Annotated in this window: 25 protein-coding genes and 1 pseudogene; 15 read left to right on the top strand and 11 right to left on the bottom strand. The window is 62.8% G+C overall.

Annotated features, from left to right (window positions below):
• Positions 1-10 precede the first annotated feature (10 nt).
• On the bottom strand, positions 11-580 hold the full coding sequence (locus ABIE52_RS13785; protein WP_003941554.1) for a DUF2231 domain-containing protein: 570 nt from the start codon (positions 578-580) through the stop codon (positions 11-13).
• Between the two features lie 114 nt (positions 581-694).
• Here ABIE52_RS13785 and ABIE52_RS13780 point away from each other — a divergent pair, with 114 nt between their 5' ends.
• A complete protein-coding gene (locus ABIE52_RS13780) occupies positions 695-916 on the top strand; it encodes a hypothetical protein (protein WP_039973486.1) in 222 nt (73 codons plus the stop codon).
• A gap of 16 nt (positions 917-932) precedes the next feature.
• On the opposite strand, the gene ABIE52_RS13775 is transcribed toward ABIE52_RS13780, so the two are convergent.
• Together ABIE52_RS13775 and ABIE52_RS13770 are read right to left on the bottom strand one after the other, a co-directional pair.
• Positions 933-1787 (bottom strand): polyphosphate kinase 2 family protein, encoded by an 855-nt coding sequence (locus ABIE52_RS13775; protein WP_054827968.1) that lies wholly within the window; start codon positions 1785-1787, stop codon positions 933-935.
• Between the two features lie 57 nt (positions 1788-1844).
• Positions 1845-2579 (bottom strand): TetR/AcrR family transcriptional regulator, encoded by a 735-nt coding sequence (locus ABIE52_RS13770; protein ID WP_003941527.1) that lies wholly within the window; start codon positions 2577-2579, stop codon positions 1845-1847.
• Positions 2580-2749: 170 nt separating this feature from the next.
• Between ABIE52_RS13770 and ABIE52_RS13765 the strand changes: the two genes are divergently transcribed.
• The 5 genes from ABIE52_RS13765 to ABIE52_RS13745 all read left to right on the top strand — a co-directional run bounded on the left by ABIE52_RS13765 (position 2750) and on the right by ABIE52_RS13745 (position 7052).
• Positions 2750-4030, top strand: coding sequence for a DUF445 domain-containing protein (locus ABIE52_RS13765; protein ID WP_020968906.1), 1281 nt, complete (start codon positions 2750-2752; stop codon positions 4028-4030).
• A gap of 103 nt (positions 4031-4133) precedes the next feature.
• Positions 4134-4640 carry a helix-turn-helix domain-containing protein gene (locus ABIE52_RS13760; protein ID WP_003941483.1) on the top strand — a complete coding sequence of 169 codons (507 nt, stop codon included), beginning with the start codon at positions 4134-4136 and terminating at the stop codon, positions 4638-4640.
• Positions 4633-5460, top strand: coding sequence for a heparin-binding hemagglutinin (locus ABIE52_RS13755; protein ID WP_003941552.1), 828 nt, complete (start codon positions 4633-4635; stop codon positions 5458-5460). The genes ABIE52_RS13760 and ABIE52_RS13755 overlap by 8 nt, the downstream gene beginning before the upstream one ends.
• Positions 5461-5555: 95 nt before the next feature.
• Positions 5556-5852: a DUF2516 family protein gene (locus ABIE52_RS13750; protein WP_003941505.1), complete on the top strand. Its 297-nt coding sequence runs from the start codon at positions 5556-5558 to the stop codon at positions 5850-5852.
• A 168-nt stretch (positions 5853-6020) separates the two neighbouring features.
• Positions 6021-7052: an alpha/beta fold hydrolase gene (locus ABIE52_RS13745; protein WP_021333908.1), complete on the top strand. Its 1032-nt coding sequence runs from the start codon at positions 6021-6023 to the stop codon at positions 7050-7052.
• A gap of 12 nt (positions 7053-7064) precedes the next feature.
• Here the strand turns inward: ABIE52_RS13745 and purU are convergent, their stop codons facing one another.
• Positions 7065-7952 (bottom strand): formyltetrahydrofolate deformylase, encoded by an 888-nt coding sequence (purU, locus tag ABIE52_RS13740; RefSeq protein WP_003941509.1) that lies wholly within the window; start codon positions 7950-7952, stop codon positions 7065-7067.
• A 64-nt stretch (positions 7953-8016) separates the two neighbouring features.
• Between purU and deoC the strand changes: the two genes are divergently transcribed.
• A complete protein-coding gene (gene deoC, locus ABIE52_RS13735; RefSeq protein WP_047268935.1) occupies positions 8017-8682 on the top strand; it encodes a deoxyribose-phosphate aldolase in 666 nt (221 codons plus the stop codon).
• Here deoC and ABIE52_RS13730 read toward each other — a convergent pair.
• Positions 8679-9449 carry an LmeA family phospholipid-binding protein gene (locus tag ABIE52_RS13730; protein ID WP_007735358.1) on the bottom strand — a complete coding sequence of 257 codons (771 nt, stop codon included), beginning with the start codon at positions 9447-9449 and terminating at the stop codon, positions 8679-8681. The genes deoC and ABIE52_RS13730 overlap by 4 nt on opposite strands.
• Positions 9450-9576: 127 nt before the next feature.
• On the opposite strand from ABIE52_RS13730, the gene ABIE52_RS13725 reads away from it, so the two are divergent.
• The 3 genes from ABIE52_RS13725 (at position 9577) to ABIE52_RS13715 (ending at position 14017) form a co-directional block, all read left to right on the top strand.
• Complete coding sequence (locus tag ABIE52_RS13725) at positions 9577-10155, top strand: type IV toxin-antitoxin system AbiEi family antitoxin domain-containing protein (protein ID WP_003941523.1); 579 nt, start codon at positions 9577-9579, stop codon at positions 10153-10155.
• Positions 10156-10465: 310 nt separating this feature from the next.
• Positions 10466-11902, top strand: a complete 1437-nt coding sequence (locus tag ABIE52_RS13720; RefSeq protein WP_042923274.1) for an Ig-like domain-containing protein — start codon at positions 10466-10468, stop codon at positions 11900-11902.
• Between the two features lie 81 nt (positions 11903-11983).
• A complete protein-coding gene (locus tag ABIE52_RS13715) occupies positions 11984-14017 on the top strand; it encodes an Ig-like domain-containing protein (RefSeq protein WP_065352114.1) in 2034 nt (677 codons plus the stop codon).
• Positions 14018-14087: 70 nt separating this feature from the next.
• On the opposite strand, the gene ABIE52_RS13710 is transcribed toward ABIE52_RS13715, so the two are convergent.
• The 3 genes from ABIE52_RS13710 to ABIE52_RS13700 form a co-directional block, all read right to left on the bottom strand.
• On the bottom strand, positions 14088-14876 hold the full coding sequence (locus ABIE52_RS13710) for a hypothetical protein (RefSeq protein ID WP_007735354.1): 789 nt from the start codon (positions 14874-14876) through the stop codon (positions 14088-14090).
• Between the two features lie 7 nt (positions 14877-14883).
• Entirely contained in the window at positions 14884-15384 is a 501-nt protein-coding gene (locus tag ABIE52_RS13705; RefSeq protein ID WP_007735352.1) for a DUF2505 domain-containing protein, read from the bottom strand.
• Between the two features lie 76 nt (positions 15385-15460).
• A complete protein-coding gene (locus tag ABIE52_RS13700; RefSeq protein WP_003942023.1) occupies positions 15461-15958 on the bottom strand; it encodes a DUF2505 domain-containing protein in 498 nt (165 codons plus the stop codon).
• A gap of 74 nt (positions 15959-16032) precedes the next feature.
• Here ABIE52_RS13700 and ABIE52_RS13695 point away from each other — a divergent pair, with 74 nt between their 5' ends.
• The 4 genes and pseudogenes from ABIE52_RS13695 to ABIE52_RS13680 all read left to right on the top strand — a co-directional run bounded on the left by ABIE52_RS13695 (position 16033) and on the right by ABIE52_RS13680 (position 20720).
• Positions 16033-17076: a UDP-N-acetylmuramate dehydrogenase gene (locus ABIE52_RS13695; RefSeq protein ID WP_158170618.1), complete on the top strand. Its 1044-nt coding sequence runs from the start codon at positions 16033-16035 to the stop codon at positions 17074-17076.
• Between the two features lie 32 nt (positions 17077-17108).
• Positions 17109-18306, top strand: a pseudogene (locus ABIE52_RS13690) (L,D-transpeptidase).
• Between the two features lie 120 nt (positions 18307-18426).
• Entirely contained in the window at positions 18427-19965 is a 1539-nt protein-coding gene (locus ABIE52_RS13685; protein WP_158170617.1) for a hypothetical protein, read from the top strand.
• Positions 19962-20720: an ESX secretion-associated protein EspG gene (locus ABIE52_RS13680; RefSeq protein WP_054187843.1), complete on the top strand. Its 759-nt coding sequence runs from the start codon at positions 19962-19964 to the stop codon at positions 20718-20720. The genes ABIE52_RS13685 and ABIE52_RS13680 overlap by 4 nt, the downstream gene beginning before the upstream one ends.
• A 15-nt stretch (positions 20721-20735) precedes the next feature.
• Here ABIE52_RS13680 and ABIE52_RS13675 read toward each other — a convergent pair whose 3' ends face one another.
• The 3 genes from ABIE52_RS13675 to ABIE52_RS13665 are packed head-to-tail and all read right to left on the bottom strand — an operon-like array spanning position 20736 to position 24796.
• Positions 20736-21485, bottom strand: a complete 750-nt coding sequence (locus tag ABIE52_RS13675; protein ID WP_003942076.1) for an SDR family NAD(P)-dependent oxidoreductase — start codon at positions 21483-21485, stop codon at positions 20736-20738.
• Positions 21486-21500: 15 nt separating this feature from the next.
• Positions 21501-23822: an arylsulfatase gene (locus tag ABIE52_RS13670; RefSeq protein WP_065455926.1), complete on the bottom strand. Its 2322-nt coding sequence runs from the start codon at positions 23820-23822 to the stop codon at positions 21501-21503.
• Complete coding sequence (locus tag ABIE52_RS13665) at positions 23819-24796, bottom strand: TauD/TfdA dioxygenase family protein (RefSeq protein WP_007735342.1); 978 nt, start codon at positions 24794-24796, stop codon at positions 23819-23821. Before ABIE52_RS13665 ends, ABIE52_RS13670 begins: the two co-directional genes overlap by 4 nt.
• A gap of 342 nt (positions 24797-25138) precedes the next feature.
• Between ABIE52_RS13665 and ABIE52_RS13660 the strand changes: the two genes are divergently transcribed.
• On the top strand, positions 25139-26410 hold the full coding sequence (locus ABIE52_RS13660; RefSeq protein ID WP_082845690.1) for an ROK family transcriptional regulator: 1272 nt from the start codon (positions 25139-25141) through the stop codon (positions 26408-26410).
• Positions 26411-26421: the final 11 nt, after the last annotated feature.

The raw sequence follows: 26421 nt of genomic DNA, 5'->3' as shown, positions 1-26421 counted from the left end.
TCCGATCGGCTCAGTTGACTACATCCAGGATGGGATCGAGAACCGGAGTCGCTGCAGCCTCCACGGCCGGATCGTCCATGAGCTTGAAAACGATGTGACCACCGAGCGCGCCACCGACACCGACCGCGGTGAGCCCCAGCACCGACAGCACTCGCGCCAGCGCGAGTGAGTCCTTTCCGCGTAGCCTGTACGACGCCGCAAAAGACCAGATCCCCACTGCATTCGACGCCGCGTGCACCAGCCCCACTCGGCGTGCGACGTCGCCACGTTCGGACCAGTCCAGCCATCCCGTCAGCAAAGCCGGCGGAGTCGAAACCAATCCGAGCCCGATCAGCCGTCGTGCAGTCTGCGGATCGCCTAGAACATCGAAGACCAACGAAGCCGTCCACGCGCCCGCGGGAATGGTCACGAGGGCAGGATGGATGGGATGCCCGACGGCGGCGCCGCGGAGAAGTGCGGCGACAGTGCGCGATCGGTCGGATCGCTCCGTGATCTCGAGGATTCTGCGCCTGAGGCCAGTGGACGGACCGTCCAGTCCGCGAGCGGATTCGATTCCGCGATAAAGAGTTCCGATGTCCATGTAATTCGGCTACCCGGCGTAGACGTCGGGAAACCTCGCGACGGCGGTGTCTTGTCGACCGTCATGCTCCGGCGTACGGTCGAAACGAAAGAGATCCGACCGGAGGAGCGAACGATGAAGCTCAATCTCTTTGCAGCGTGGGCGTCGTATTTCCTGGTGCTGGCCACAGTGGTCTGCCTCGGCAGTTTTCTGGTGGCGGCAGGTTCAGGCCAGGGTGGTTGGGCATTGATCGCCGGCCTCGCCGGCGTCGCGTGCATCGGCCTCGCGGTAGCCCTGTACGCCAGTACTGTGCGTCACGACCACAAAGTGCACCGCGAATCCCCACACCTGTTCTGATCAGGCCTGCTTCTGATCAAGACTGTGCGAGTCGTGCCTTCTCCGCCTCGATGTCGAAGTCGGCAGGGGGCCAGTCGAGATCGAGCTTTTCCAGAGCGTCGATCAGTAGCTCCGTGACCGCAATGCGGCTGTACCACTTCCGATCACACGGCACGACGTACCACGGCGCGTGCTCGGTCGACGTCTTGTCGAGCATTGCCTGATACGCCTGTTGATATGCAGGCCACAAACCGCGTTCGGTCACGTCGCCGGGGTTGTACTTCCAATACTTGTCCGGGCGGTCGAGACGTTCTTCGAGTCGCTTCTTCTGCTCGTCGAGCGAGACGAACATCGCGACTTTCACGATAGTGGTTCCGGCGTCGACGAGTTCCTTTTCGAACTGGTTGATCTCGTCGTAGCGCTTGCTCCAGACATCCTCCGGGACAAGATCGTGGACGCGCACTACCAGGACGTCCTCGTAGTGGGAGCGATCGAACACACCGAGATAGCCGCCGCGGGGGAGTTCCTTCTTGATCCGCCAAAGGTAGTGATGTTGCTTTTCCTCTTCGGTCGGGACGCCGAAGGCCGCGTGCTGAACTCCCGAAGGATCCACGTGACCGATCACGTGTCGGACCATGCCGCCCTTGCCTGCGGTGTCCATTCCTTGCAGAACCAGCAGGACTGAACGACTGTCCCCTGACCGGCCGTTGGCGTACAGCAACTCCTGCAGGTCGGACAGAACCGCGCCGCGCTCCTCGAGCAGACGTTCGCCGTCAGCTTTGTTTCCGGTGAATCCCGGAGTGCTGTTGCGATCGAGTTGATCGAGTTCGAACCCGGGCTCCGCCCGCAGGGTCTTGGCGGCCGGTGTTTCCCACAGCGAGTCTTGTGCCATGCCGAAAGAGTGCCACAGGATCGCGCCCGGCGGCTCGAAAGTTCGGTCTCGGGCGAGTCAGTCCTCGGCAGGCTTGACGAGGGGATGCGGAACCGACTTGAACTTGGCCGGTGATCCGTTGACCGCCGCTATGCCGGTGATGCCGCCCCACGTCATCATCGTGAGGTAGTCGATCAGCGATTCCGCGGACATCGACTTGTTGGAGATCCACCAGTGCGTCGCGAGCTGAATTCCGCCGACGATCCCGAACGCCCACGGCAGCGAACCGCCGGAATCCATCTCCATCTCGCGAAGACGATTGCCCAACACCGTGGAGAGCAATTCGGCGATCATGCGCTCGGAATCGGCAACGACGTCGCGGTTGGCGCCGGCGCCGTTGGCCATGACGTAGAGGTAGATGTCGGGGTCGGATGCCACCGTCTCGACGTATGCGGTGATGCTCGCCTGGGTGAGTTCGAAATCGTCGAGATCGCCACTGATCGCTTCGTAGATACGCGGCGACAGGATGGTCTCGACGTACCGCATCATCGTGGCGGTCGTGAGGTCGCTCTTGTCGGCGAAGTATCGGTAGAGCACGGTCTTGGAGACACCGATCTCGGACGCGATCTCGTCCATGCCGATCTCACGGCCGCGCGCGCGGATGGCGGCGATGGTGCCGTCGACGAGTTCCTCGCGGCGAGCGATCTTGTGCTCACGCCAACGACGCTTCCGACCGTCGGATTTCTCGGGCTTCGCATCAGCAACGACTGGGCCGTCTACCTGCTCGTTGTCCTGCACGGCATTCTTGGCCACGAGTCATCTCATATCTGTGGTGCGAGCCACGTCCGATCGGTCTACTTTCCGGTCCAGCTTAATGTCCGCGCCTTTATCTCGGGCACTCACATCCGCAGTTCGGGGGATTAGGTCCTGCAGAATCGGACTTCGTGTCGCTCGCGCTACGCCGCGTCACACCTTTCGGCACAATGGCGAGGGTGCAGCAACTGAGCCTCTCCGCCTTCGACGACGCCGCCAAGCGTCGGGACCTTCGCAAGATGAAGGTCTTCGCTACTGGCCTTCTGGGCTTCGCGACGGTGGTCTACATCTTCTGCCGGTGGCAGGAATCCCGCGGCGCCGGAGAGTGGGTCGGGTACGTCCGGGCCGCGTCCGAGGCAGGCATGGTCGGCGCGCTTGCCGACTGGTTTGCCGTCACCGCGCTCTTCCGTCATCCGATGGGCCTTCCCATCCCGCACACTGCCATCATCAAGCGTAAGAAAGACCAGCTCGGAGCCAGCCTGAGCTCATTCGTCGGTCAAAACTTCCTGGCTCCCGAGGTTGTGTCGGCCAAGGTGCAGCAGGCGCAGATTCCGCTGCGGCTCGGCACGTGGATGGCCGAACCTGCCAACGCCGCTCGCGTCGCCGCCGAGACGTCGACGGTCTTGCGCGGCATGGTCGAGGTTCTTCGCGACGAGGACATCGCCCAGATCATCGACAACACGATCGTGAAGCGTCTGGCCGAGCCCATGTGGGGACCGCCGATCGGCCGAGTGCTCGGTGAACTTCTCAAGGACAACAAGCAACTGCCGATCATCGAATTGCTTGCCGAGCGGGCACATCAGTGGGCTCTCGGCAGCCAGGAGACGATCGATCGTGTGATCGTTCGCGATTCGCCCGCGTGGTCGCCGAAGTTCGTCGACGCCATGCTGGGGGAGAAGATCTACAAGGAACTCGTCGAGTTCACCTGGAAGGTCCGTTCCAACCCCGAACACGAGGTACGCCTCGCCGCCAACCGCTTCCTGATCGACTTCGCCGATGATCTGCAGAACGACCCGGAGACCATCAAGAAGGCCGAGGGGATCAAGGCCGAGATCATGGGTCGCGAGGAAGTGACGGGTCTGGCGTCGTCGACATGGCAGGTTGCCAAGCGGCTCATCATGGAGTCCGTCGACGATCCGAACAGCACCCTGCGGACCAAGGTCGCCGAGAACGTCGCCGGCTTCGGAGTCAGGCTGCGTGACGACGAGTCCATGCGTGAGAAGGTCGACGGCTGGCTGGTGCAGGGCACCAAGTACATCGCGGAGAACTACACCGACGAGATCACTGGAGTCATCAGTGACACCGTCGAGCGGTGGGACGCCGACGAAGCGAGCCAGAAGATCGAGTTGCAGGTCGGTCGAGATCTTCAGTTCATCCGTATCAACGGCACCGTTGTGGGCTCGATCGCCGGACTGCTGATCTACACGATTTCGACGCTCATCTTCGGCTGAGCTGTCCGGTATGTGACGTCCACCACGAGTGCTAGCAGTAGTGCTTGCAATAGTTAGCACCCTCTCCTATCCTGGGAAATGTCCACTGGAAAGGGAGGACGCAATGCCAGCGAAGTCGACGAACTCCGATGACGGAGATCGTGAATCATCCGGTGCCGCAGCCGGAGCAAGCGACTTGGCAGCTCGCGTCGTCAGCTCTGCGGCACACGACATCGGGGGGTTCATTCGTGCACAGCGGGAAGCCGCCCAAGTTTCGATGCGCCAACTCGCTCAACTCGCCGGCGTCAGCAATCCGTATCTGAGTCAGATCGAACGCGGATTGCGCAAACCGTCGGCGGACGTACTGGCGCAAATCGCCAAGGGCCTTCGAGTCTCATCAGAAGTGCTGTACGTCCAAGCGGGATATCTCGAGCAACGCCCGCACAGTCCCATCAGGGACGCGGTGTTGGCCGAGACGGCCATCAACGAACGGCAGAAGCAAGTACTGCTCGAAATCTACGACTCGTTCTGTCGCGAGAACGAGTCGTCAAGACCAGCCGCAGCGCCCGATTTCGCTGAATCGGCCGCAATTCCAGACACCGAGACTTCACTAGGAGAACAAGATGACTGACAAGAACGCCATCGACAGCGTCAAGACCTCGCTCTACGCCGCCGTCGGCGCAGGCGACCTGGTTGTCCAGGCCGTGGCCGATGTAGTTGCTCAGGTTCGTGAGCGCGCCGAGAACACCCAGGGCGATGTCAACGGCCGTGTCGACGGTGCTCGCGAGAAGCTCGCTTCCGTCCAGGGTGACGTTGCCGAGAGCGTCGATGCGCTGCGCGAGCGTCTCGCCGGCCTGCCGTCCGAGCTGCCCGAAGAGCTTGCCGAGCTGCGCGAGAAGTTCTCACCCGAGGAACTCCGCAAGGTCGCCGAGGCATACCTCAAGGTTGCCGGAGATCTGTACAACTCCCTCGCAGAACGTGGCGAAGACGCAGTCGAGCGCATCCGCAAGCAGCCCGCAGTCGAAGAAGGCATCGCTGCTGCAGAGTCGGCACTCGGCGACGCCGTCGAGCTGACCGAAGACGCACTCGGAACCGTTGCTCGTCAGACGCGCGCCGTGGGCGAGCAGGCTGCCAAGCTGGCCGGCCGCGCTGCCGGACGCATCTCCGACACCGCAGAAGAGGTCGGCGAGAAGATCTCTGACGCCGGTGAGAAGATCGCCGACGCAGGCGACGAGGCTGCACTGAAGGTCCTCGACCTCGGTGACCAGGCTGACGAGGCTTCCAAGGAAGCTGCCGCTCGCGTGACCGCTGCTGCTTCCGACGTCCAGGAGCGCGCGACCACCGCCGCGAAGAAGGCCGCTCCGGCCAAGGCTGCACCCGCCAAGGCTGCTCCGGCCAAGGCCACCGCACCGGCTCCGGCCAAGAAGGCTGCTCCGGCCAAGAAGGCCTGATTTGCCCAGCTCCACCTGACGAAGGCTCCCTCACTCAGCCGAGTGTGGGAGCCTTCGTGTTCGTCGGGAACCGGATGAGAACTTAGGATGTAGTTGTGACTCAAGTCGATGGGCTAGTCGGTCTGATCTTTCTCGCACTCAAAGTGCTCGCATTGGTGGGTGCTGTCTACGCGATCGTTCATGCCGTCAGGCAGCGTCCTGACGCTTTCACCGCGGTCAACAAATTGACCAAGCCGATCTGGCTGGGAATTCTGATCGTCGCGGCGTTGATCCTCTTGGCGACGTCCCCTGTCGGGCTCCTGGGCATCATCGCGGTCGTTGCAGTGTGCGTGTATCTCGTCGACGTTCGCCCGCGGGTGGACGACATACAGCACGGCGGTTCTCGCTGGTAGTTTGCCGCACTCCCGCTCATTCCGAGCCGTGGTTCCCGGCTCATGGTGTGCTGCCCCACTCTTCTCTCCAACGCTGACAACGGGCGTTGTTCGAGTGATAGTGTCGGTTAACGGCAGTCACACATAGATTGCATCCGTCTGTCGTCAGCAGCAGTCAGGGGTAAATGCATGTCCAGTCGTTCGCGCACCACAGAGCTTCGAGTACTGGCAGGCGCCGTCGGAGTGGGAGCACTCGTCGCGGCCGTCGCTGGGATCCGTCATCGGCGATCCACGCGTGGGTTGACTCTTTCGAGCGACGTCGAGCCCAATGCACTCCTGAAGACTCCGACTCTCAAAGCTGACATCAGCGAACTGACCACCGACGACGGTGCGATCATCAATGTCCGGGCTTACGGTCCCGTCGACGGCGATCCGATCGTTCTCAGTCACGGCTGGACGTGCTCCACCGAATTCTGGTACCCGCAGGTCAATGCGCTTGCCGGCGAATATCGCGTCATCACCTACGATCAGCGCGGTCATGGCCGCAGCACCGTCGGCAATCTTCCGCTCGGCCCGGACGTCCTTGCCGACGATCTCTCTGCAGTGCTGGCGGCCACGGTTCGCGAGGACAAGAAGGCCGTCATCGTCGGTCACAGCATGGGCGGGATGAGTATCATCGCCTGGGCGGGTCGTCACCCCGACGAGGTCAAGAAGTACGCGTCGGCGGTCATGCTCGCGAGCACCGCGAGCGAAAGGTTGATCGCCGAGACCACGGTCATCCCACTGCCTAATCGTTTCCCTCGCGTGCCGGTCCCCGTGGGCCGCGCCATCCTCAGTTCGCCCGTTCCGTTCGTCTCCTCGGGCGCCATGACGAAGGCGATCCAGTACGTCTCGATGTCACCGAACGCGACCAAGGCCGAGATTCAGTTCTGCGAGAACATCGTTCGTGAGTGCAAGCCCCGCATCCGTGGAGGTTGGGGAGCAGCGCTGAGCACCCTCGACATTCACGAGGGACTCGACAATCTCGAAGTGCCGACCACCGTGCTCGTCGGTTCGCTCGATCGGCTCACTCCGCCGGTCCATGCGCGCAAGCTTGCGCAAGTCCTCGACGACGCCGGCAACCTCGAACGGTTGATCGTGTTGCCGGGCGTCGGTCACATGTCGTCGATCGAGAACATCGACGAGTTCGACAAGGAAATCGTGCGACTGCGCAATCTCTAGCGCAACGCAGCTCTAGCTGAAGACGACCGTCTTGCGCCCGTGGACCAGCACACGATCCTCGAGGTGCCAGCGCAGTCCGCGGGAGAGTACGAGCTTTTCGATGTCTCGACCCTGACGAACCATGTCAGCGACATCGTCGGCGTGGTCCACACGGATCACGTCCTGCTCGATGATCGGACCGGCATCGAGTTCGGCGGTCACGTAGTGGCAGGTGGCGCCGATCAACTTCACGCCGCGGGCGAACGCCTGGTGATAGGGGCGGGCACCGATGAACGACGGCAAGAAGCTGTGGTGAATGTTGATCGCGCGCCCGGCCCAGTGCTCGCACAGTGATTCGGGCAGCACCTGCATGAATCGGGCAAGCACCACGGCGTCGGGATTGTGAGCGTCGACCAGGGCGCGGACCTTCTCGAAGGACGGTCCCCGTTCTGCCGGGTCCTTGGCGAACGGAACATGGTGGAAGTCGATCCCGTGGCGCTCGGTGACACTGCGCAGATCTTCGTGGTTTCCGATGACGGCGCTGATTTCTGCGGGGAGTTCCCCGCCCGCGGCGCGGCCAAGGAGGTCATGCAAGCAGTGACCTTCCTTGCTCACGAGCAACACGATCTTCTTGGGTGCGCCGGAGTCGTGAAGAGTCCACTCGGTTTCCGGACCGATCTCGGCCGCAACAGCTTTGAACCGTTCACGAAGCTCGTCGATGCTCATGCTCACCGACGATGCACGGACCGCCTGACGCGTGAAGAACCATCCGGTGTCGGCATCGGCGTGGTATGCGGCCTCCACGATCCATCCACCGACGTCGGTGAGAAAGGTCGAGATGCGTGCGACGATGCCCGTAGTGTCGGGGCAGCCGAGGGACAGAACATAGCGACGATCATCGATCGATGGTGCAGCGGTCATGCGGCCTAGTCTCTCAGGTGCGGCTGCAGCGACGGTCGCGTGGTGGTGTGCCAAGCTTTCCAACATGTCTGAAGCTGCACTCACTCGTTCCCAGGTTGCCGCGATGGTGGACCACACTCTCCTCAAACCCGAAGCCACCGCGGCCGATGTGACCGCCCTGATCGACGAAGCACGCAGCCTCGGTGTGCTGGCTGTCTGCGTCTCGCCGTCGATGTTGCCGATTCGCGCCGAGGGACTTGTGACGGCGGCCGTCGTCGGATTCCCGTCGGGGAAGCATCATTCGCTGGTCAAGGGTGCTGAAGCGCGACTGGCCGTCGATCAAGGCGCAGCCGAGATCGACATGGTCATCGACGTAGGAGCGGCGGTCGCCGGCGACTACAGCGCGGTGTTGGCCGATATCCTCACCGTCCGCGAGGCGATGGGGGAGAGTGCGATCCTCAAAGTGATCCTCGAAACCGCAGCGCTGTCCGACGAAGCCATCGTCGAATGTTGCCGCGCAGCTGTGCGTGCCGGGGCGAACTTCGTCAAGACCTCCACCGGCTTCCACCCCGCGGGTGGAGCGACGGTCGAGGCCGTCGCACTGATGGCGCAGACGGTCGGCCCGGGCGTGGGAGTCAAGGCCAGTGGCGGAATACGTACGACGCAGGCAGCGCTCGACATGATCGCGGCCGGCGCCACCCGCCTCGGACTATCCGGAAGTCGAGCAGTATTGGACGGTCTGGCCGACTAGGTCAGCAGGCCGCAGCTGTCCGGAACCGCCGAGGTGTTCTGGTTGTTCGCGTCGGCGACGGGCATGGCGTAAGCGCCGCCCTCCAACGAGATCTGGATAGCGTCGTCGGTGACGGTCAGCTTCGTGGGCTTCATGTCCAGCGGGTAGGTCTGCAGGCTGTCGGTGAGTGTCTGGACGATGCCGTCGACCAGATCGGTCGGCAGACCCAATCCGAGAATCTCGGCGCCGACGGTCTGGACGTCGACCACACCGTTGGTGACGGTGGGCTTGACCGTGAGCTTCGCGAGCCCGACCGGACCGACGTCGAACGCGAGTGTTCCGGCGCTCGAGTCGGCGGTGACGCCGGAGACGAGCCCGCCGAAGGTCTGTTCCTGCAAGGTGGCGAGAATGCCTGCGGTAGACCAGGTGACGTCGGCGCTGGAGCTGCCGATGGTGCCGCTGTTGCCCGCCGAGGGCTGCAAGTTGATGTCGTTCACCTTCGCGTGAACCTGCATTCCCGTTGCGGGGCCGAACGAAGAGTCGTCACTGTCGATGCTGATGTACGGCACCTTCTTGTCGACTGCCTGCAGGAGTACGGGCTTCCAGCTCAACCCGACGTCGACCTGGGATCCCAGTTCGCTCTGGAACTGATCGGCCATGCAGGTCTTCACCTGGTTGCGTACGTACAGTTCTCCACCGACGAGCGCCGCGACGAGTACGGCGATCACCACGAGAAGGATGATGAGCACTCGGTTGCGCGGACGAGGGTTGTTCGCTGCGACAGTCATTCGCCAGATTCTTCCCGACGAGTCTGAACGAACTCTGTGAATACGCACTTCCTCATTCCTGTGATGCGCGACACACTCGCCCGTAGTCTGTTCGAAACGGCGTTTACGACGGTCACCGGAGGTGGTCATGGCTTCGGACTACGAATCACTCGAGCTGCTGGCGCTGCGACAGTGCGGATTTGTCACGGCTCTCCAGGCATCCGAACTGGGTTTCGGTCTGGCGTTGATGGAAGAAATGACGGAATCCGGAACATGGACATGTGAGTGCCGCGGGCTTTTTCGCCTCGAACGCGTCAGACATACCGCCTTGGACGAGTTCGCGAAGTGGTGCACGTGGTTCGCCGGTAGCGCCACCGTCTCGCACTACAGTGCCGCAGATCTGCATGGCCTCGGGCACCTGCAACCTCGCTTCATTCACCTCTCCGTTGCGCACCCTCTCGCGGCGCCGACCCGCCAGGTAGCACTGCACCGACTGCCGCTCGCGGACGACGAGTGTGAACAGATCGGGCCCATCCGCATCACCACGCCTTTGCGTACCGTGCACGACCTCGCTTCCGGTGGAATTTCTCAAGTCCTGCTCAACGAAGTAGTCGCCGATGCGGTCGCGATAGGCCGACTGGACGCGCACGAGTTGTATCTCTCGTGTGAGAACGCGAGCGTCGACGTTGCTGTTCGGGTCGAGTTGGCTCTGGCCGCAAGCCTGTAGCCGAGAGAGATCTTCGAGGCTCCTGCGACCTTCTGGCATCACGCCCGAAATCGAATATGACGCCGATATCAGAGATTTGTAAATCGCTATTTTCGGGCGACTGTTTTGTCTTTAGCGCAGGTAAGAACGCATCCAGATGTGCGGTTCGGGACGTTCAGCCCACTGTTATTGCAGTTCGGCGATGTCGCCGATGAACTAAATCTGCGAAAAGCGTAGTTACTTTACAGTCAATGGGATAACGTCACGGCATTGAAAGCAGACGGACGCTTGTCCTGGACGCCTGTCTGCCCCGTTGTCGAGAGGGATCTGGATGTCCGTGAGTGGTGTTCGTCGTGTTGTCGGTGGGTTGAGTGTTTTTGCTGTTTCTGCGGGCTTCGCGGTGGTTGCGGGCGTCGGGGTTGCTGGTGCGGCTCCGGTGACGGCGGAGTTCAATTCGAGTGGTTACAAGATCACACGAACGATCAGTAACGCGACGCCGTCGGAAGGTGATGTGATCACCTCTACGACAGTGTTCAAGCGGACCGACTTTGTGGTCAATTACCTCTACGCGGTTCGGGATTTTCATCCGTCGTGCATGACGTATGTCGAGGGCTCGGCGAAGGTGAACGGGAAGGCCTATTCCCCGGAAACGCCGGTGAGCGCTGATTCTGTGCGTGTGAGCGCGAGCATCACGGATTGGCCGTTGTATCAGAACAATACGAAGTCGTTCGAGTTTCAGTATCGGGTCGGCGCAGGATGTGAGCGCGGGACCGATCTGGCAAGCACAGTGCATTTCGACGGTTCGGCTTGGGTGAATGACACGACAAATGGTCGTGGTCCTTCGGTCAACATTCAGAAGAACGTCTCGACGACAGCACTTGCGCCCGTCGGTGGCGCTCAGGTGGGGCAACCGGTGACGCTGAGCGCGACGGTGACCGGTGGTGCCGACGGTGATTCGGTGGAGTTCTTCGACGCCGCCACCAAGATTGGTGCGGGTACCCTCGCCAATGGTGTTGCAACACTTGCCTGGACACCGACCACCCGTGGAGACCACTCGATCACAGCGAAGTTCGCCGACACGGCGCGTGCCGTCGGCTCCGCTTCGGCAGCGCTGATCGTGAACGTTTCGCAGGCCGATGCTCAGTCCAGCACGACTCTGGCGCCGATCTCGGGCGCGCAGGTCGGCAAGTCGACCAATCTCAAAGCGACTGTGTCCGCGTCGGGCACCGGTGGAACGGTCACGTTCAAGGTCGGCGGAACGGTGCTCGCTTCGGTGCCGGTGGCAGGCAACGGTGAAGCGACCTATGCCTGGGTTCCGACGGTCGCCGGTGCACAGACGGTGGAAGCCGTATTCGCCGGTCGATCCGGTGTCACCGGGTCGAGTACCACCGCGAATGTGACAGTCGCCGAACAGCCCGCCGGAACAACAAGCTCCACAACAGATCTCAGCGTAGTAGCGGGCCAGGTCGGCGTTGCCCAGACGATCTCCGCTCAAATCAGCCCCGCCAATGCGGGTGGCACAGTCACCTTCAAGGACGGCGAGACCGTCATCGGCACGGCCACGGTCGATTCATCCGGAAAGGCCAGCCTTTCGTGGAAGCCCGCAACTCAAGGGCAGCGAGTTGTCGCGGCGGAGTACTCGGGCGCCGGCACGGTGACGGCATCGTCCGATCAGGTCTCCGTCCAGATCGCCGCACCCGTCGACGGTGAAGAACCAGGCAACGGCACCGGTTCGCTCGGCAGCCTCGGCAACATCTTCGGCTCCTAGCAATCGATACCCGGTGATGCCCCGCCCGCTTCAGGTGGTGGGGCATCACCCATATCCCTCACTTCTCGAGAAGGAAAATCTATGTCTGTAGGTTCTGCACGTCGTGCAGTTGCAGGTCTGAGTGTGTTTGCTGTTGCTGCGGGTTTCGCGGTGGTTGCGGGTGTCGGGGTTGCTGGTGCGGCTCCGGTGACGGCGGAGTTCAATTCCGACGGGTACAAGGTGACTCGGACGATCAGTAACGGGACGCCGTCCGAGGGTGATGTGATCACGTCGAAGACGGTGTTCAAGCGAACTGCCGCGGTTCACAATCTGTATGCGGTGCGCGATTTTCATCCGGCGTGTATGACGTATGTCGATGGTTCGGCGACGGTGAACGGTAGTGCGTTCCGTGTCAACGAGGTGGCTACTGATTCTGTTCGTTTGAGTGCGGGTGCTACGGAATGGCCGATGTGGGGTGGTGACGTCAAGACGTTCGAATTCCAGTATCGCGTCGGTGCGGATTGTGCTCGTGGTACTGATTTGTCGACGACGGTGCATTTCGACGGCACGGTGTTCGTTGACGACACGACGAATGGTCGTGGTCCGTCGATCAACGTTCAGAAGAACGTCTCGACGACGACGCTGTCACCGACCAGTGGCGTGAAGTTGGGACAACCTGTTCCGTTGAGCGCGACGGTGACCGGTGGTGCCGACGGTGATTCGGTGGAGTTCTTCGACGGTGCCACCAAGGTCGGTGCGGGCGCGCTCGCCAATGGTGTTGCAACGCTTGCCTGGACACCGGCTGACGTCCGAACCCACAGCGTGACGGCCAAGTATCTCGGTAATGCAAAGGTGGCGACCTCCACGTCGTCGGCTGTCGACGTCGTCGTGTCCGAAGCGGACAAGAGCACTGCAACCGCGATCACCGGTCCCGCAAGTGCAGTTGCAGGTGAGTCCGTGACCGTCGAGGCTACGGTGTCGCCCACTCCGGCGGGTGGCACGGTGCAGTTCAAAGACGGTGCAACCGACCTCGGCGGCGCCGTTACCGTCGATGCCAACGGCAAAGCCTCGCTGACGAATTCCTATGCAGTCGGAGCGCATTCGATCGTGGCGGTGTACTCCGGTTCCGGTGTCTACCAGACTTCGACGTCAGCGCCGCATGCGCTGACAGTCGCTCCGGTGGTGGTCGAGGAGAACACAACGACCACCCTCGTCGGCCCGTCGACCGCTTCGACCGGAGAGACATTGTCGTTCACTGCCTCGGTCTCGACCGGTGTTGCAGGTGGCACCGTGCAGTTCAAGGAAAGTGGCAGGGATCTGGGCTCCCCGATTCCCGTGGACGCAACCGGAAAAGCGACAACCACGCCGATCTTCAACGTGGCGGGTGAGTACAGCATCACCGCAGTGTTCTCGGGTTCGGGTAACTACCTGGGCTCGACATCGAACGCCCAGACCGTGAACGTCAAGGCGCCGGCTCCCACCGACCAGCAGACCCAGACGGTCTTGACCGTTCCGGCGGATGCAAAAACCGGTACGGCAGTTGGTCTGTCCGTAACCGTTACGCCGACGCCGGTGGGCGGCACAGTGCAGTTCAAGGACGGCTCGGGCAATCTCGGCTCGCCGGTGCCGGTCGTCGAGGGCAAGGCGTCGATCATGCACGAGTTCGCGAGCGTCGGTACGCACGACATCACGGCCGTCTACTCGGGTGCAACAGGATTCCTCACCTCTACCTCGGCCGCTCAGTCGGTTTCGGTCACGGCTCCGGCCGCGGAGGATCAGGAAACGTCCATCACCGTGAGCGCTCCGGCGTCAGCGGTCAAGGGCGCGAAGGTTGATCTCGTTGCGGCAGTGGTACCTACGCTCAGCGCAGGAACGGTCCAGTTCATGGACGGAACCACCCCGATCGGTGGACCGGTTGCCGTGGTGAACGGTAAGGCCACGCTCTCGCACACCTTCACCGAACTCGGAGATCGCCGAATCACCGCGGTGTTCAGTGGAACTGACGGCTATCTCGGTTCCGAGACCCAGGCCGCAGTCACTGTCAGGGTAACGGCAGCGTCCGACGGCGGCGATCCGGGCAACGGTGGCAGTTCGACCGGTTCACTGGGAAGCCTGGAAAACATCTTCGGGTCCTAGCCCGACGCCTGCACACGGACGCCTCGCTGCGGAGAACACCTCCGCGGCGGGGCGTTTCCCGTCTGTGAGTTCAGGGATTCGGCGCTACGACGTGCCAGGGCACGGTCAGGATGCAGTCACGAAGACGTCGCCGCGCGGGTTGCACGGGAATTCCTTGCGCCCGAAGTATTTCCAATGCGGCGGCCCAACGATGGCGAGGTCCGAACGAGGCGTGCGGCGCGGCGGTGGCCCAGGCTCGATCGGCCGCGCTGAGCAACGCGTGGATCGGCTCACCGGGAACGTTGCGGTGGATGAGAGCCTTCGGGAGACGTTCCGCGATGTCGGAAGGACGCTCGATGTCGAAGGGGTCCCAGGCCAGTGTCAGGGTCAATGGACGATCGGCGTCGAGAAGCACCCAGGCGCAACGTCTCCCGAGTTCGTCGCAGGTTCCGTCGAGTAGCAGCCCGCCCGGTGCGAGACCGGACTGAATGTGTGCCCACGCAGAGTCCACAGCCTCCTCCGGGTACTGCCGGAGCACGTTGAAGGCGCGTACGAAGACGGGTGTGAGACCGGCAAGTTCGAATCCACCACGGGCGAAGCTGACACCGTCACGACTCTCGACCACGCGGGCGGGGTCGATCTCGAGCCCGATGACGCGTCGATCCCGCCGGACAGCGGTGAGGCGGCTTGCCATCTCGAAGGTGGTGTCCGGCCTCGCCCCGTACCCGAGGTCGACGATCAACGGATCGGTCGCGTTGTTCAGGGCGTGCGCGATAGTGCGGTTGTGCACGATCCACCGGTCACTACGTCGCAGTCTGTTGATTCCCGTCGTGCCACGGGTGATGACCCCCTCGATCTTCGGGGGTGGAGCTTTCTTCACGCCGGGTTCAGCGTGCGGCGAGCCAGGTCGCGGTGACCTGGGCTTCGGTGCGGAACAGATCTACGAGGTTGATGAGCATCAGTTGCTCCAACTTCGCGCCGATGAACGGTATGAAGACCTTGGCCTCGGACGTGGTTCGCAGCGTGGACCCGGTATCGGTCGCGAACAACTCCATGGTGCCGGACAAACTCCCCGGCCCGGCCGGGATGGACGCTTCGTACGTTCCGGTCACGGTGTCACCGAAGGCGCCGTACGACTCCTTACGAGTGATGACAAGATCCTTCTTCATCACTGTCTGAGCGATGTCGGGCAAATCCGTGCGCGGAAGAATGTGGTGGAGCACGAGATCGATTCCGGAATCGGTGACCTCGAAATGTTCCACATGGTTCTCGGAATGCTTGCGCATCTCCTCGACACGGGCCTCCCAGTACGAGCGGTCCGCCAGCGCCGCATAGACCTGCTCGGGGGAGTGCTGATAGCGGGCGGAGTAGTCGATGCGGCGAGCCATGATCGAAAAGAATACCGGTTACACGCTGTGACAAGCCAAATCGGCTGTATCCACAACTGCCGCCGCCCGCAGGGTTTTACTTCGCGATCCACTCCCGGGTGAAGTCCTGTTCGGCCTGGATGAGCCGGACAACCTCGTCGACAATCGCACTTTCGATCTTTCCGCCGAGGAACGGGATCTTGACCTCGACCTCACCGTCGATCTCGAGAGTGGCGGAGTTCTCGTCACCTGTCAGCACCTGCGTGCCCTCGACACGGGCGGGAACGCCGTCGACGTGGGCGGAAAAGGTGCCGGTGGCCTTGCCGTCCTTGAAAGGCGCCATCGTTTCACTGCGCTTGATGACGATGTCGCCGTTGACGACTTTCGACACCATGCTGGGGAGATGCTCTGCGGCAATGATCTGCGACATCGTGACCGCGACGGTCTCGTCGCGAACGGTCAGCTCTTCGATCGTTGCGCCGGGACCACCGACAGCGACGATTCGGTCGCGCCAGTACTGCTCGGAGGTCACCGCCTCATGGACCTTCTCGGCGGGGACTGTGTACTTCGACGAATGCTCGATGCGACGGCTCACGATTGTGGAGGCTACCGTTTATCGATGTGTGGGACGTAACCATTGGCAGACGCGTCGTGGAATCAGGCGCTTTCGTGTCCGAGAACGTTGACTTGTCGGGATTGACGACGCTCCGAATCGGGGGACCGGCGCGGCTGCTCGCCGAATGTCCGACGACGCAGTCGTTGATCGACGTCGTGACGCTGCTCGATCGCGAGCAGATCCCGACGCTGATTCTCGCCGGCGGATCCAATCTCGTGATCTCCGACTCGGGATTCGACGGAGTTGTCGTTCGTGTGGCCAACACCACCGTGAGCCTCGACACGGACCGCGTCGTCGCCGAAGCGGGCGCGGTGTGGGACGAAGTAGTCGGTCAATCGGTCGCCGCGGAACTGGGTGGCCTCGAGTGCCTGTCCGGGATTCCGGGCTCGACCGGTGCGACGCCGGTGCAGAACGTCGGCGCGTACGGCGTCGAGGTGGGCTCGCGACTCCGGCGAGTTCAACTGCTCGACCGACGCAATGGCGAAGTGTCGTGGGTCGAACCGTCGAAACTCGAATTGGGTTACCGGTCGAGCGTCCTCAAGCATTCGGACGCAGCACTGGTTCTCGCCGTCGAATTCGACGCGTCGACCGACGGATTGAGCGCCCCGCTCGCGTACCGCGAACTGTTCACCGCACTGGGGGCAGAAGAAGGCGAGCGGTTACCTGCGTCGCAGGTCCGCGAGGCAGTTCTGGGACTTCGGACGGGTAAGGCGATGGTGCTCGATCCGTACGACCACGACACCTGGAGCGCGGGTTCCTTCTTCACCAACCCCGTGGTGCCCGACGACAAGCTGCCTGCCGTGCTCGCAGCCATCGCCGAACAGCTCGGCGACGTCACCGTGCCGCAGTTCCCCGGCAGTGGTGGAACCAAGCTCTCGGCCGGATGGTTGATCGAACGGGCCGGATTCTCGAAGGGTTATCCCGGTGAAGATGCACCGGCCAGGCTGTCGACGAAACACACCTTGGCGTTGACCAACAGAGGGTCGGCAACGAGCGCGGATGTGGTCTCGCTCGCGCGGACAGTGCGCGACGGCGTCGAAGCCGCGTTCGGTGTCCACCTGGAACCGGAACCGGTAACTGTGGGCTGCACCATCTGATTCCTGACGGAGCCCGCAGGTAGCCTGTTGAAGTGCATGAGCTGGGTGGTAGGAGAAGTCGTTCGCGTCTTGTTGCGTTGGTAGCTGTATTGCTCGCTGTGATGGTGGCCGTCGTCGGCTGCACGATCGGTGGCAAGGACGGACAGGGCGGCGCGGCGGCCGCCGAGCCAGCACCGGTGGCGACCGTGGTGTCGACGCCGGCGCCCGGCACCAAAGATGTCAGCCCCGGTCGCCCCCGTCTCGGTAGCCGTGACCCAGGGAACGCTGTCCGACGTCAGCCTCAGCAATGCGGCCGGTAAAGCCGTTGCAGGACAATTGTCGCCTGACAAGACATCGTTCACCGTCAGTGAGGCACTCGGCTACGGCACCACGTATTCGTGGTCGGGCTCGGCAACCGGGACCGACGGTAAATCCGTGCCAGTCCAAGGGAGCTTTACGACGGTTGCCCCGGAGTCGACCACCGGCGCCACCCTCAACATCGCCGACGGCCAAGAAGTTGGTATCGCGGCACCGATCACGTTGCAGTTCGACAACTCCGTCGTCGACAAGGCGGCCGTCGAGAAGGCGCTTGTCGTGACCACCGTGCCGCCCACCGCCGGATCGTGGGCTTGGCTGGCCGACGACAACGGCGGATCGCGGGCCCATTGGCGTCCGGCCGATTACTGGGTGCCGGGCACGACTGTCCATCTGGACGCCAAGCTATACGGCTTGAACTACGGCGGTGGCGCCTTCGGCGACCAGGATCTCACGCTCGACTTCACGATCGGTCGTAGCCAGATCGTGAAGGCGAATGCGCCCAGCCACCGCATGCAGGTGGTGCGCGACGGTCAGACGATCATGGACATTCCCGTCAGCTACGGCGAGGGAAACGAACCTCGCAACGTCACGCGCAGCGGCATTCACATGGTGACGGAGAAGTACGAAGACTTCATGATGTCCAATCCGCCGTTCTACGAGAACGTGCGTGAGCGTTGGGCCGTGCGCATCTCCAACAACGGCGAATTCATCCACGCCAATCCTGAGACCACCGGGGTGCAGGGCTCGTCGAACGTCACGAACGGTTGCATCAACCTGTCGACATCCGACGCGCAGGAATACTTCGGAACCGCCCTCTACGGTGACCCCGTAGAGGTGACCGGCACGTCGATCGACCTGTCTCCTGCGGACGGCGACATCTACGACTGGGCAATCGATCTGCCGACCTGGAAGTCGATGTCGGCACTGCCGTAACTCTGTACTGCGGTAAATCCGTGGATGAGGGAACCGTCCGGGCTCTGCTTGCGTCTGTACAGGTAAGTGCTGTCGGCTCGGGGGAGTCCGACGGGGGTTTTCGACTTCAGGGGGACAGCGGTGGGCATTCCATTTCTGGAAGACGTGCTGGGAAGAATCTCCGATGCGACGCAGGCCGTGCCTCCCGGCGTGGCGGCATTGCCAGTTGTCGGCACTCCCATCGCGAGCGCAATCGCTACATCTGCTCTGGTGCAATCCATAACCGACGACCGCGGCGCGTTCGACGACGAGATGGCTGCTGCGACCGTCGACGCCGATGTGGAGCGCGCACGAGCCTGGGGTGAGCGCGATGCCCTCACCGCTCAGACGTCGTCGCTCGAGTACAGCGAACACGCAATCGTGGACGACGATCCGTTCGATGCGATGTCGCACTCCGAAATCTTCGACCACGTCAACGAGATGAATCCGGCAACCCTGAGTGCGATCGGTGAGGCTTGGAAGGCCATTGCAGGCCGGGTCGAAGCCGGCATCGGGAAGTTCCAGAACGACGTGAACGGTGCGATCACCGAAGGCTGGCAGGGGCGCGGCGGCTCGGCTGCGCTGGAAGCAGTGCTGGCCTACTCGGCTGATGCCGGTGAGCTGAAGGTGCGGGTCGATCTGATCTCGAACAAGATCGAGGAGGCGAAGATCGCACTCGACGAGGCCAAACGCTCGATTCCGGCACCCGACGGCGCCTCCACGGTCGAGAGGTTTCTCAGCATGGTTCCCGGGGCTACATGGAAGCAGGCCCAATACGAAGCGGAAGAAGCCGAACGTCAAGCGCGCCAGGTGATGAAGGACGTGTATCTGCCGTCCATGAAGCGTGCGGACGATCAGGTGCCGATCCTCCCGGCCGCATTCAATCCGGTCACCGGCGGTGGAGGGGCTGGAAGTGGCGGGGCTGGAAGTGGCGGTGCATTCGGTGGTGGTGGTGCCGACGGGGGGAACACTTCGGGTCCAGGAAACGGGCTCGGCACGCCATCTACATCGGGTGGCGGAGTTGGCGGGGGAGCGGACGGTGGAAACTCCGGCGGGGCAAACCCGCCCGGACACGGTTCCGGTCAGAATCCATCCGGCACCGATTCCGGAAATGGTGACAACCGTAGCGGCGTTGATGCCCAAGGGAATCCGAACGTCGATGCAGTTCGATCCGGAACCGATTCCGACCCGGCCCGGACCACGGCGGCACAAGCCGGTCCACTGTCCGCCGGTGCAGCGCCAGATGGCCTAGCTCGTGCAACTCCGAATGGTGCTCAGCTTGGTTCCGGAACGCCGTCAGGCCTGGTAGGTAGCGGTTCGGGTGGTGGTCCTGCTGGTGGAATCGGTACCGGAGGCTTCGGGCCAGGCGGAACCGGAGTCGGAGCCCTCGGCCCTGGCGGCGTGGGCGGCCTCGCCGGTGGCGGACGTGGGGGCGTCAACGGAGCTGGCGGTACCTCGGCGACGGGCGCGCAGAGCGGTCGGGGCGCGATGGGTGGCGTCGGCGGCATGGCACCGGGACGAGGGCAAGGGCAAGACGAAGACAACGTTCACGACACCCCCGGCTACCTCGTCACAGTCGAGAACGGCAATGCCCTGGTCGGCGACCTACCGATGGTCTCCCCGGCGGTGCTGGGCGAATGACCACCATGCAGTGGCAGTTCACCGGCCTCGAATTCCAGATTCTCTGGGAAGCGGTCGGACGTGACCGACTCCCGTACCCGCTGCGGTTTCGTCCGACGGCCGAAACCATGAACGAGCTGACAGAAGAGCGACGTCGAGCGGGAGCACACCTGGCTTGGTTGCTCGACGATCGGCTGCATCACGTTCTCGGTGCTCTTGCGAATCCTGATGCTCGCGTTGAGGTTTCCGGTTTTCACGGGCAGAACATGAGTACGGTGACGCGATTGCACGGCGTTGTTGCCGGCGACCTGGGGGTGCTCCTGACTCAACTGCCCGGCAGAACTGTCGACTGTGGCTCCGACGTGGTTTTCACCGTGGTACGCCCATCGGCAATTCCACGGATGCTCGTCGATCACCTGCCGACCTGCCCCGCTGGATCGGAGCGTGGTGTGAGCATCGAAAGGCCGAAAACTTCCGGTAGAGCGAGCTTTCTGAGCAGTGCTGCCGGTGCGCGCGGGAGCGAGGAAGTGAGCAGATTCTTCGGCCGAGAGCGGACCTCGATCGGTGAAGTCACCACATACCCGGGAGGAGCGGTGGACAGCAGACCGACAGACGACGGAATAACGTTCCACTGGTACGACTATGCCGGAGATGGTCGGTACATCGTCACCGCTGATGAAACCGTAAGTGCCCGTAGCGCTTCCACGGAAATGACGGAGGCCGAGATTGCACGCAATCTCGGCCTCGTCCTGCACCGGGTGATTCGCACTGGTTAGTCAGAACGATTCGAACTAGCTGGTGGTGCGGTGGAACCGACCGGGGCTTGCCTGATCCCTCGGCTTGACGATGATCTGATCGAGGTTCACATGTGACGGCCGCGACGCGACAAAACCGATGATCTCGGCGATGTCCTGCGCCACCAACGGTGTGATTCCCTCGTACACCTTGTCGGCCTTGTCCTGATCGCCCTCGAACCGGACGAGTGAGAACTCCGTCTCGACGGCTCCCGGCGCGATTTCGGTCAGTCGAACGGGCTTGCCCAACAGTTCACCACGCAATGTCCGATGAAGGACGGCTTGAGCGTGCTTGGCGGTGGTGTAGCCCGAGCCGTTGTCGTATGCCTCCAGCGCGGCCACCGAGGTGATGGTCACGACCAGACCGTCACCCGAATCGATCAGCTTGGGCAGCAGTGCCTTCGTCACACGCAACGTGCCCAGAACATTGGTCTCCCACATCCACCGCCAGTCGTCCAGATCGGCGTCCAGGACTGTTGCCAGACCCTTTGCACCACCCGCGTTGTTGACCAACACGTCGACACGTGGGACCACGGCCGCAAACGCGTCGACGGAATCCTCGTCGGTGACGTCGAGTTCGAGAGCGGTACCACCGATTTCCTCGGCGATCTTCTCGAGACGATCGACGCGGCGAGCACCGATCACGACGTGGAATCCCTGAGCTGCCAGGGTGCGGGCGGTGGCCTCACCGATTCCGGAGCTGGCTCCGGTGACTACGGCGATGCGGGCATCGGAAGAAATGGTCATGATGCAATCGTAGGGCTAGTCGGCGGCATACTCTGCTTCCCGTTCGATGGATTCGATGTGACGACGCGGTACTTGTATCCGACCGGGTGTGTAGGTGACGGCGCGCAGCGCGCCGCTGTACCGGAAGGGACCATGGCGTCGTCGTACCTCCCACGACACAGGTCCCCTGGCGTCGACACCGACCGAGATACCGGTCCACGGCGCCATTCCCACCAGTTGTACTTGCCCGAGCAGCCGGCCCGCGTGAATGCCGTCGACGCTGACGTGGAGATCCCAACGCAACCGCGGTACCACCGTCACCGACAGCTCGATGCGTTCGGTGCCGAGCGCCAGCGGTCCGGCGTCGACAACGGAGTAGGAACCGAACGCGTTGTACCCGAGATGCAGGTGCCCGTCCTCGACGTAGAGAAGGTACCCACCCTGCGGATCGCCATGGGCGACAAGGACACCGGCGTCACTTTCGCGGTAACCGTCGAGTTCGACCGTGATGTCGAAGTCGCGGAACCCGATCAGCTTGGATGAGCGGTAGCGCTCCAGCGGGGGCGTTCCGGCAAGTAGTCGCACCGGGCGTGAGAGTGCTCCTTCCTCCGGACGGCGAACCGCGCCGACGGTATTGCCGAGTAGAGGAAACACGGTGTTCGCCCACGCCGAGTGGTCCCAGGCCTCGGCGAGTTCGCGAACCTTGTCGGGAAACCGTGATGCCAGGTCGTCGAGCTCGGTCGGGTCGGTGCGGACGTCGAACAACTGCCAGTGCGGTTTGTCGATGTCCGCCGGGGTGAGAGCCAGCAGTTTCCAGCCGTCCTTGTAGTAGCCACGGTTGCCGGTCATCTCGGTGTACTGCTCGGTGTGAGTGCTCGGAGCGGCAGACGAACGCAGAACGGACGCGGAAGACACCCCGTCGAACTCTTTCACCGGGAGCCCGTTTCGCACACTGGGTGCGTCGATTCCGGCCAGTTCGAGCAGCGTAGGGGTCAGGTCGGTGACGTACGCGAACTGGTCGCGAATCCCGTTGTCGTCTGCTCCGGGTTTCAGTCCAGCGGGCCAGGACAGGAGAAAAGGAACACGGATCCCGCCGGCAAAGGATTGCCCTTTGTAGAACCGGAACGGGGTGTTGGACGTCTGTCCCCATCCACGTGGATAGTGGACGCCCAATTCAGGTCCGCCGATGAGGGATTCGTCGTGGGGGACATCGCCCACCCAGTCCGGATCCTGAATATGCGCGAACTGTGCGAAGTAGCTTCGGGTCCCGTCCGAACCGCCCTCGGCGGTGCCGCCGTTGTCGGAGGTGAAGACGATGATCGTGTTGTCGAGCTCGCCGAGTTCGTCCAGGGTGTCGACGATGCGTCCGACGCTCTGATCGATCGAGTCGACCATCGCCGCGTACACCTCCATGTAGCGGGCGAACCTGGACTGCACTTCCGGCGTGAGTGATTCCCATTCGGGGACGTCGAAGCCGGGTTCGGAGTTTCGCGGTGCTTGTTGCGTACCTTCCGGAAAGAGGCCTTGCACGAGCTGAGAGGCGAACCGCGACTCGCGGATTCGATCCCACCCTTCGTCGTAGCGGCCGCGGTACTTTTCCTGGTCGGCAGGCTTGGCCTGCAACGGTCCGTGCATGGCGACGTGTGCGAAGTAGAGGAAGAACGGCTTGTCCTGATCGTGGGCGCGGAGGTCCTTGATGTACCCGACCGCTTTGTCGGTCAGATCGTCGGTGAGGTAGTACCCCTCGGGGTACTCGTCCACGTCGACCACAGAATTGTCGGAGATCAGTTGATTGGGATAGTAGAAGGAGTTGAGGCCTTCGAGTGAGCCGTAGTAGCGATCGAAACCGCGCTGCGTCGGCCAGGAGTCACGACTTCGTCCCGGGGCCAGGTTGGCGTCGCGTACGAGGTGCCACTTGCCGACGGCATAGGTCGCATAGCCCGCGCCGCGGAGGATTTCGGGGAGTGTCTGGACGTCGTCGGCCAATTCCAGACGCAGTCCGGGGTAGCCCGGATCGGCGTTGGCGACAAAACCGTACCCGGCGCGGTGCGGATTCAGGCCGGTGAGAAGAGCTGCGCGCGACGGAGAGCAGAGGGGCGTCGTGTGATAGTTGGTCATCCGAATGCCCTGCGCGGCAAGGCGGTCGAGGGTGGGAGTCTCGATCTCGGAGCCGAACGGCCCGATGTCGCTGTACCCCATGTCGTCGATCAGAACCACGACGATGTTGGGTGATCCGGGAATCGGGGTCGTGGAGGTGGGCCACGACGGGGTCGAATCGGCTGCGGTGCGGCCGATTCGACCCTCGAAGCCTTCGTATCCGCGGGCGTGCGGAGGAGGGGCGGAATCCGGTGAAGTCATGGGAGAGTCGAGGCGCCTTCGATGATCGAGTATTCGGAAGCGTCGCCGGCGATGCTGCGGCTTCGTTCCCCGTGGATGTTGACCGGGATGTCGCCGGCAAGGGTGATGCGCTCCAGCCGCCGGTACTGATCGTCGTAGTCGGCGATCGCGTAGTGCTGGGTGGCGCGGTTGTCCCAGATCGCGACGTCACCCGCTTCCCAGTTCCACCGCGTCGTGTACTCGAGCTTGATGGCGTGATCCTGCAAGAGCTTGAATACACCGTTCGACTGTTCGGTGCTCAACCCGACGAAGTTCTTGACAAAATGTCCGAGGACGAGCGTGCGTTCTCCGGTTTCGGGGTGGACCCGCACCACCGGGTGTTCCGTCTCGAAGTACGTGGACTGGAACTCCTCGCGGTAGGCGGCCGTGCGATCTTCGGTGAGCCGCTCGGCGCTGGTTGCCGCATAGTCGTAGACGTTCGTGTGGCGAGCCCAGAGGTTCTCCGCGAGCGCCTTGAGCGGATCCGGCAGTCCGTTGTAGGCGGCTACCCCTGACGCCCACGTCGTGGAACCGCCGTATTCGGGTAGCTGCACCGCGCGCAGGATCGAAGCCTTGGGGATGCGGTCGACGAAGGTGACGTCGGTGTGCCAGCTGTTGGCCTTGCCCAGGTCCGAGTCGATGGGCAGAACTTTTGCGCCGTGCGACTTCACGGTGGGGTGGGCAGTGGTCGGGGTACCCAGCAGATGGGCGAACTCGTACTGCGAATCGTTGTCGAGGTGGTCTTGCCCGCGAAAGAAGATCACCTTGTGTTCGAGAAGTGCTTGCCGGATGAGGGAAATCGTCGCCGGGTCGAGATGCCCGCCGAGAGTGATTCCGTCGATTCGGGCGCCGATATGCGCGCCGAGGGTGGTGACAGTGCCGCGAGCGGCGTCAACGGCCGCTCCGTTCGTTGATGCCGAATTCGTGAGGGTCGGCTTGGCGAAAGCTGTAGACATGGTGCACCTTTCGTGGGGAGTGTGCCCACCCAAACACGCGAGATTTCGCCCCGACAGGGTTGCGTTCAGTGTGATCGTTACCGCACCTGATTTGTGAATCTCGGTGAAGCTGCTACTTTTGGAGCCATGTCGACCGACCAGCCTGCCGCTTTGCGGGTCACCTATGTGACCGCTGCGCTTGGTTCGCGTCTGCCTCTGGCGCGAGAGCTGTGTTGTCGCCGCCGTTCTTTCTGCAGCTAATTTCTGCGCCTTTTCTGTCTATTTCTTCGTGTGACCAGTGGAAACGCTGATTTCTCGGTCGACAGAGATATGCGCCTTCTCCTCCTTCTGCAAGGGACAGCCATGTCGACACCCACAATCTCCGCCATTCCGAATATCCGATCGCGAACCGCGCTCTCGGGAACCCGGACCCGTACCCAGATAGTTGCGCCCGAACTACGCATCGCCGACGGCCCGTCCGCGACTGTGTTGCGCATTGCTCGATCCCGTGGGCCGCTCTCACGTGACACTGCGGCAAAGGCATCAGGACTGAGCATCGCCACCGTGAACCGGCAGGTCACGAGCCTGCTGGACCTCGGGATCCTGCGCGAACGCGCGGACCTGACGGCCTCCGGAGCAATCGGGCGTCCGCGAGTTCCGTTCGAGGTCAACCACGAGCCTTATCTGACAGTCGGCATCCACATCGGTGCCGTCGTCACCAGCATCATTGCCAGCGACATTCGTGGAAAGGTGCTCGGCGCCGTCGAGATTCCGACGCCTGCCACCAATTCTGCTGTCGCGCTTGCCACCATTGCGCGCTCGGCCAAATCCTTTGCCTCGCGGTGGCACAAGCGTCGTCCGCTCGCCGTCGGCGTGGCCATCGGCGGTCGCGTCGATTCAGCGACCGGAGTCGTCGATCACCCGCGTCTGGGATGGAAGGGCGCCAAGGTCGGGTCCATCATCGGAGCCGGCTTGGATCTCCCTGTATCGGTAGCCGCCCACGTCGAGGCGATGGCCGCGTCGGAACTTCTGCTCAGCACCGACCGTGCCGAAGCCCCGACGCCGGGCACTACCGGCCTGTACTTCTATGCTCGTGAAACTGCCGGTATCGCAATCACTTTCGAAGGGCGAGTACACACGCCGTCCAGCGGACCCGGTTCGATCGCGCACCTCCCCACCGGTTCGTCCGCACGGTGCACCTGCGGAGCCGTGGGTTGCCTTGAAGCGACGATCAGTGACCGCGCCGTAGTCGCGCGGGCTTTGTCTTCGGGCGCCGTGATCCAGGGCAGCGAGCGTGTCACGATCGCGGACGTCTACCGGGCCGCGTCGTCGGGTTCCATTCCGGCACACGAGCTTCTGGTTGATCGAGCACGCGTCCTCGGCCGGACAGTGGCGATGCTGCGTGACCTGTTCAACCCGGATCGGGTGATTCTGGGTGGTCAGGCATTCACCGACTATCCGGCCGGGGTGCCCCATGTCGCCGAGGCCTTCTCGACGGCATCCTCCTTGGAGCGTAAGGACATTCGAATTACCGGTTTCGGCAATCGGGTTCAGGAATACGCTTCCACGGTCGTGTCACTGAGCTCGCTGTTCGCCGATCCGGCGGCGGCCATGCGGCGTGCGTCGGCCGTCTGACTGCGAAGAGG

This window comes from Rhodococcus sp. OAS809, from assembly GCF_040546695.1.
Taxonomy (GTDB): Bacteria; Actinomycetota; Actinomycetes; order Mycobacteriales; family Mycobacteriaceae; genus Rhodococcus_F; species Rhodococcus_F qingshengii.
Note: the sequence above shows the minus strand (reverse complement) of the source record. Positions and strands in the feature narration are given on the sequence as shown.

Bases quoted from the DNA above. Each gene is read 5' to 3' on its own strand.
- ABIE52_RS13680 (WP_054187843.1), top strand. From the start codon at position 19,962: ATGACCACCATGCAGTGGCAGTTCACCGGCCTCGAATTCCAGATTCTC.
- ABIE52_RS13730 (WP_007735358.1), bottom strand. From the start codon at position 9,449: ATGACTGTCGCAGCGAACAACCCTCGTCCGCGCAACCGAGTGCTCATC.
- ABIE52_RS13760 (WP_003941483.1), top strand. From the start codon at position 4,134: ATGCCAGCGAAGTCGACGAACTCCGATGACGGAGATCGTGAATCATCC.
- purU (WP_003941509.1), bottom strand. From the start codon at position 7,952: ATGACCGCTGCACCATCGATCGATGATCGTCGCTATGTTCTGTCCCTC.
- ABIE52_RS13660 (WP_082845690.1), top strand. From the start codon at position 25,139: ATGTCGACACCCACAATCTCCGCCATTCCGAATATCCGATCGCGAACC.
- ABIE52_RS13755 (WP_003941552.1), top strand. From the start codon at position 4,633: ATGACTGACAAGAACGCCATCGACAGCGTCAAGACCTCGCTCTACGCC.
- ABIE52_RS13785 (WP_003941554.1), bottom strand. From the start codon at position 580: ATGGACATCGGAACTCTTTATCGCGGAATCGAATCCGCTCGCGGACTG.
- ABIE52_RS13780 (WP_039973486.1), top strand. From the start codon at position 695: ATGAAGCTCAATCTCTTTGCAGCGTGGGCGTCGTATTTCCTGGTGCTG.
- ABIE52_RS13670 (WP_065455926.1), bottom strand. From the start codon at position 23,822: ATGACTTCACCGGATTCCGCCCCTCCTCCGCACGCCCGCGGATACGAA.
- ABIE52_RS13725 (WP_003941523.1), top strand. From the start codon at position 9,577: ATGGCTTCGGACTACGAATCACTCGAGCTGCTGGCGCTGCGACAGTGC.
- ABIE52_RS13705 (WP_007735352.1), bottom strand. From the start codon at position 15,384: ATGGCTCGCCGCATCGACTACTCCGCCCGCTATCAGCACTCCCCCGAG.
- ABIE52_RS13765 (WP_020968906.1), top strand. From the start codon at position 2,750: ATGGCGAGGGTGCAGCAACTGAGCCTCTCCGCCTTCGACGACGCCGCC.
- ABIE52_RS13675 (WP_003942076.1), bottom strand. From the start codon at position 21,485: ATGACCATTTCTTCCGATGCCCGCATCGCCGTAGTCACCGGAGCCAGC.
- ABIE52_RS13775 (WP_054827968.1), bottom strand. From the start codon at position 1,787: ATGGCACAAGACTCGCTGTGGGAAACACCGGCCGCCAAGACCCTGCGG.
- ABIE52_RS13745 (WP_021333908.1), top strand. From the start codon at position 6,021: ATGTCCAGTCGTTCGCGCACCACAGAGCTTCGAGTACTGGCAGGCGCC.
- deoC (WP_047268935.1), top strand. From the start codon at position 8,017: ATGTCTGAAGCTGCACTCACTCGTTCCCAGGTTGCCGCGATGGTGGAC.
- ABIE52_RS13720 (WP_042923274.1), top strand. From the start codon at position 10,466: ATGTCCGTGAGTGGTGTTCGTCGTGTTGTCGGTGGGTTGAGTGTTTTT.
- ABIE52_RS13715 (WP_065352114.1), top strand. From the start codon at position 11,984: ATGTCTGTAGGTTCTGCACGTCGTGCAGTTGCAGGTCTGAGTGTGTTT.
- ABIE52_RS13665 (WP_007735342.1), bottom strand. From the start codon at position 24,796: ATGTCTACAGCTTTCGCCAAGCCGACCCTCACGAATTCGGCATCAACG.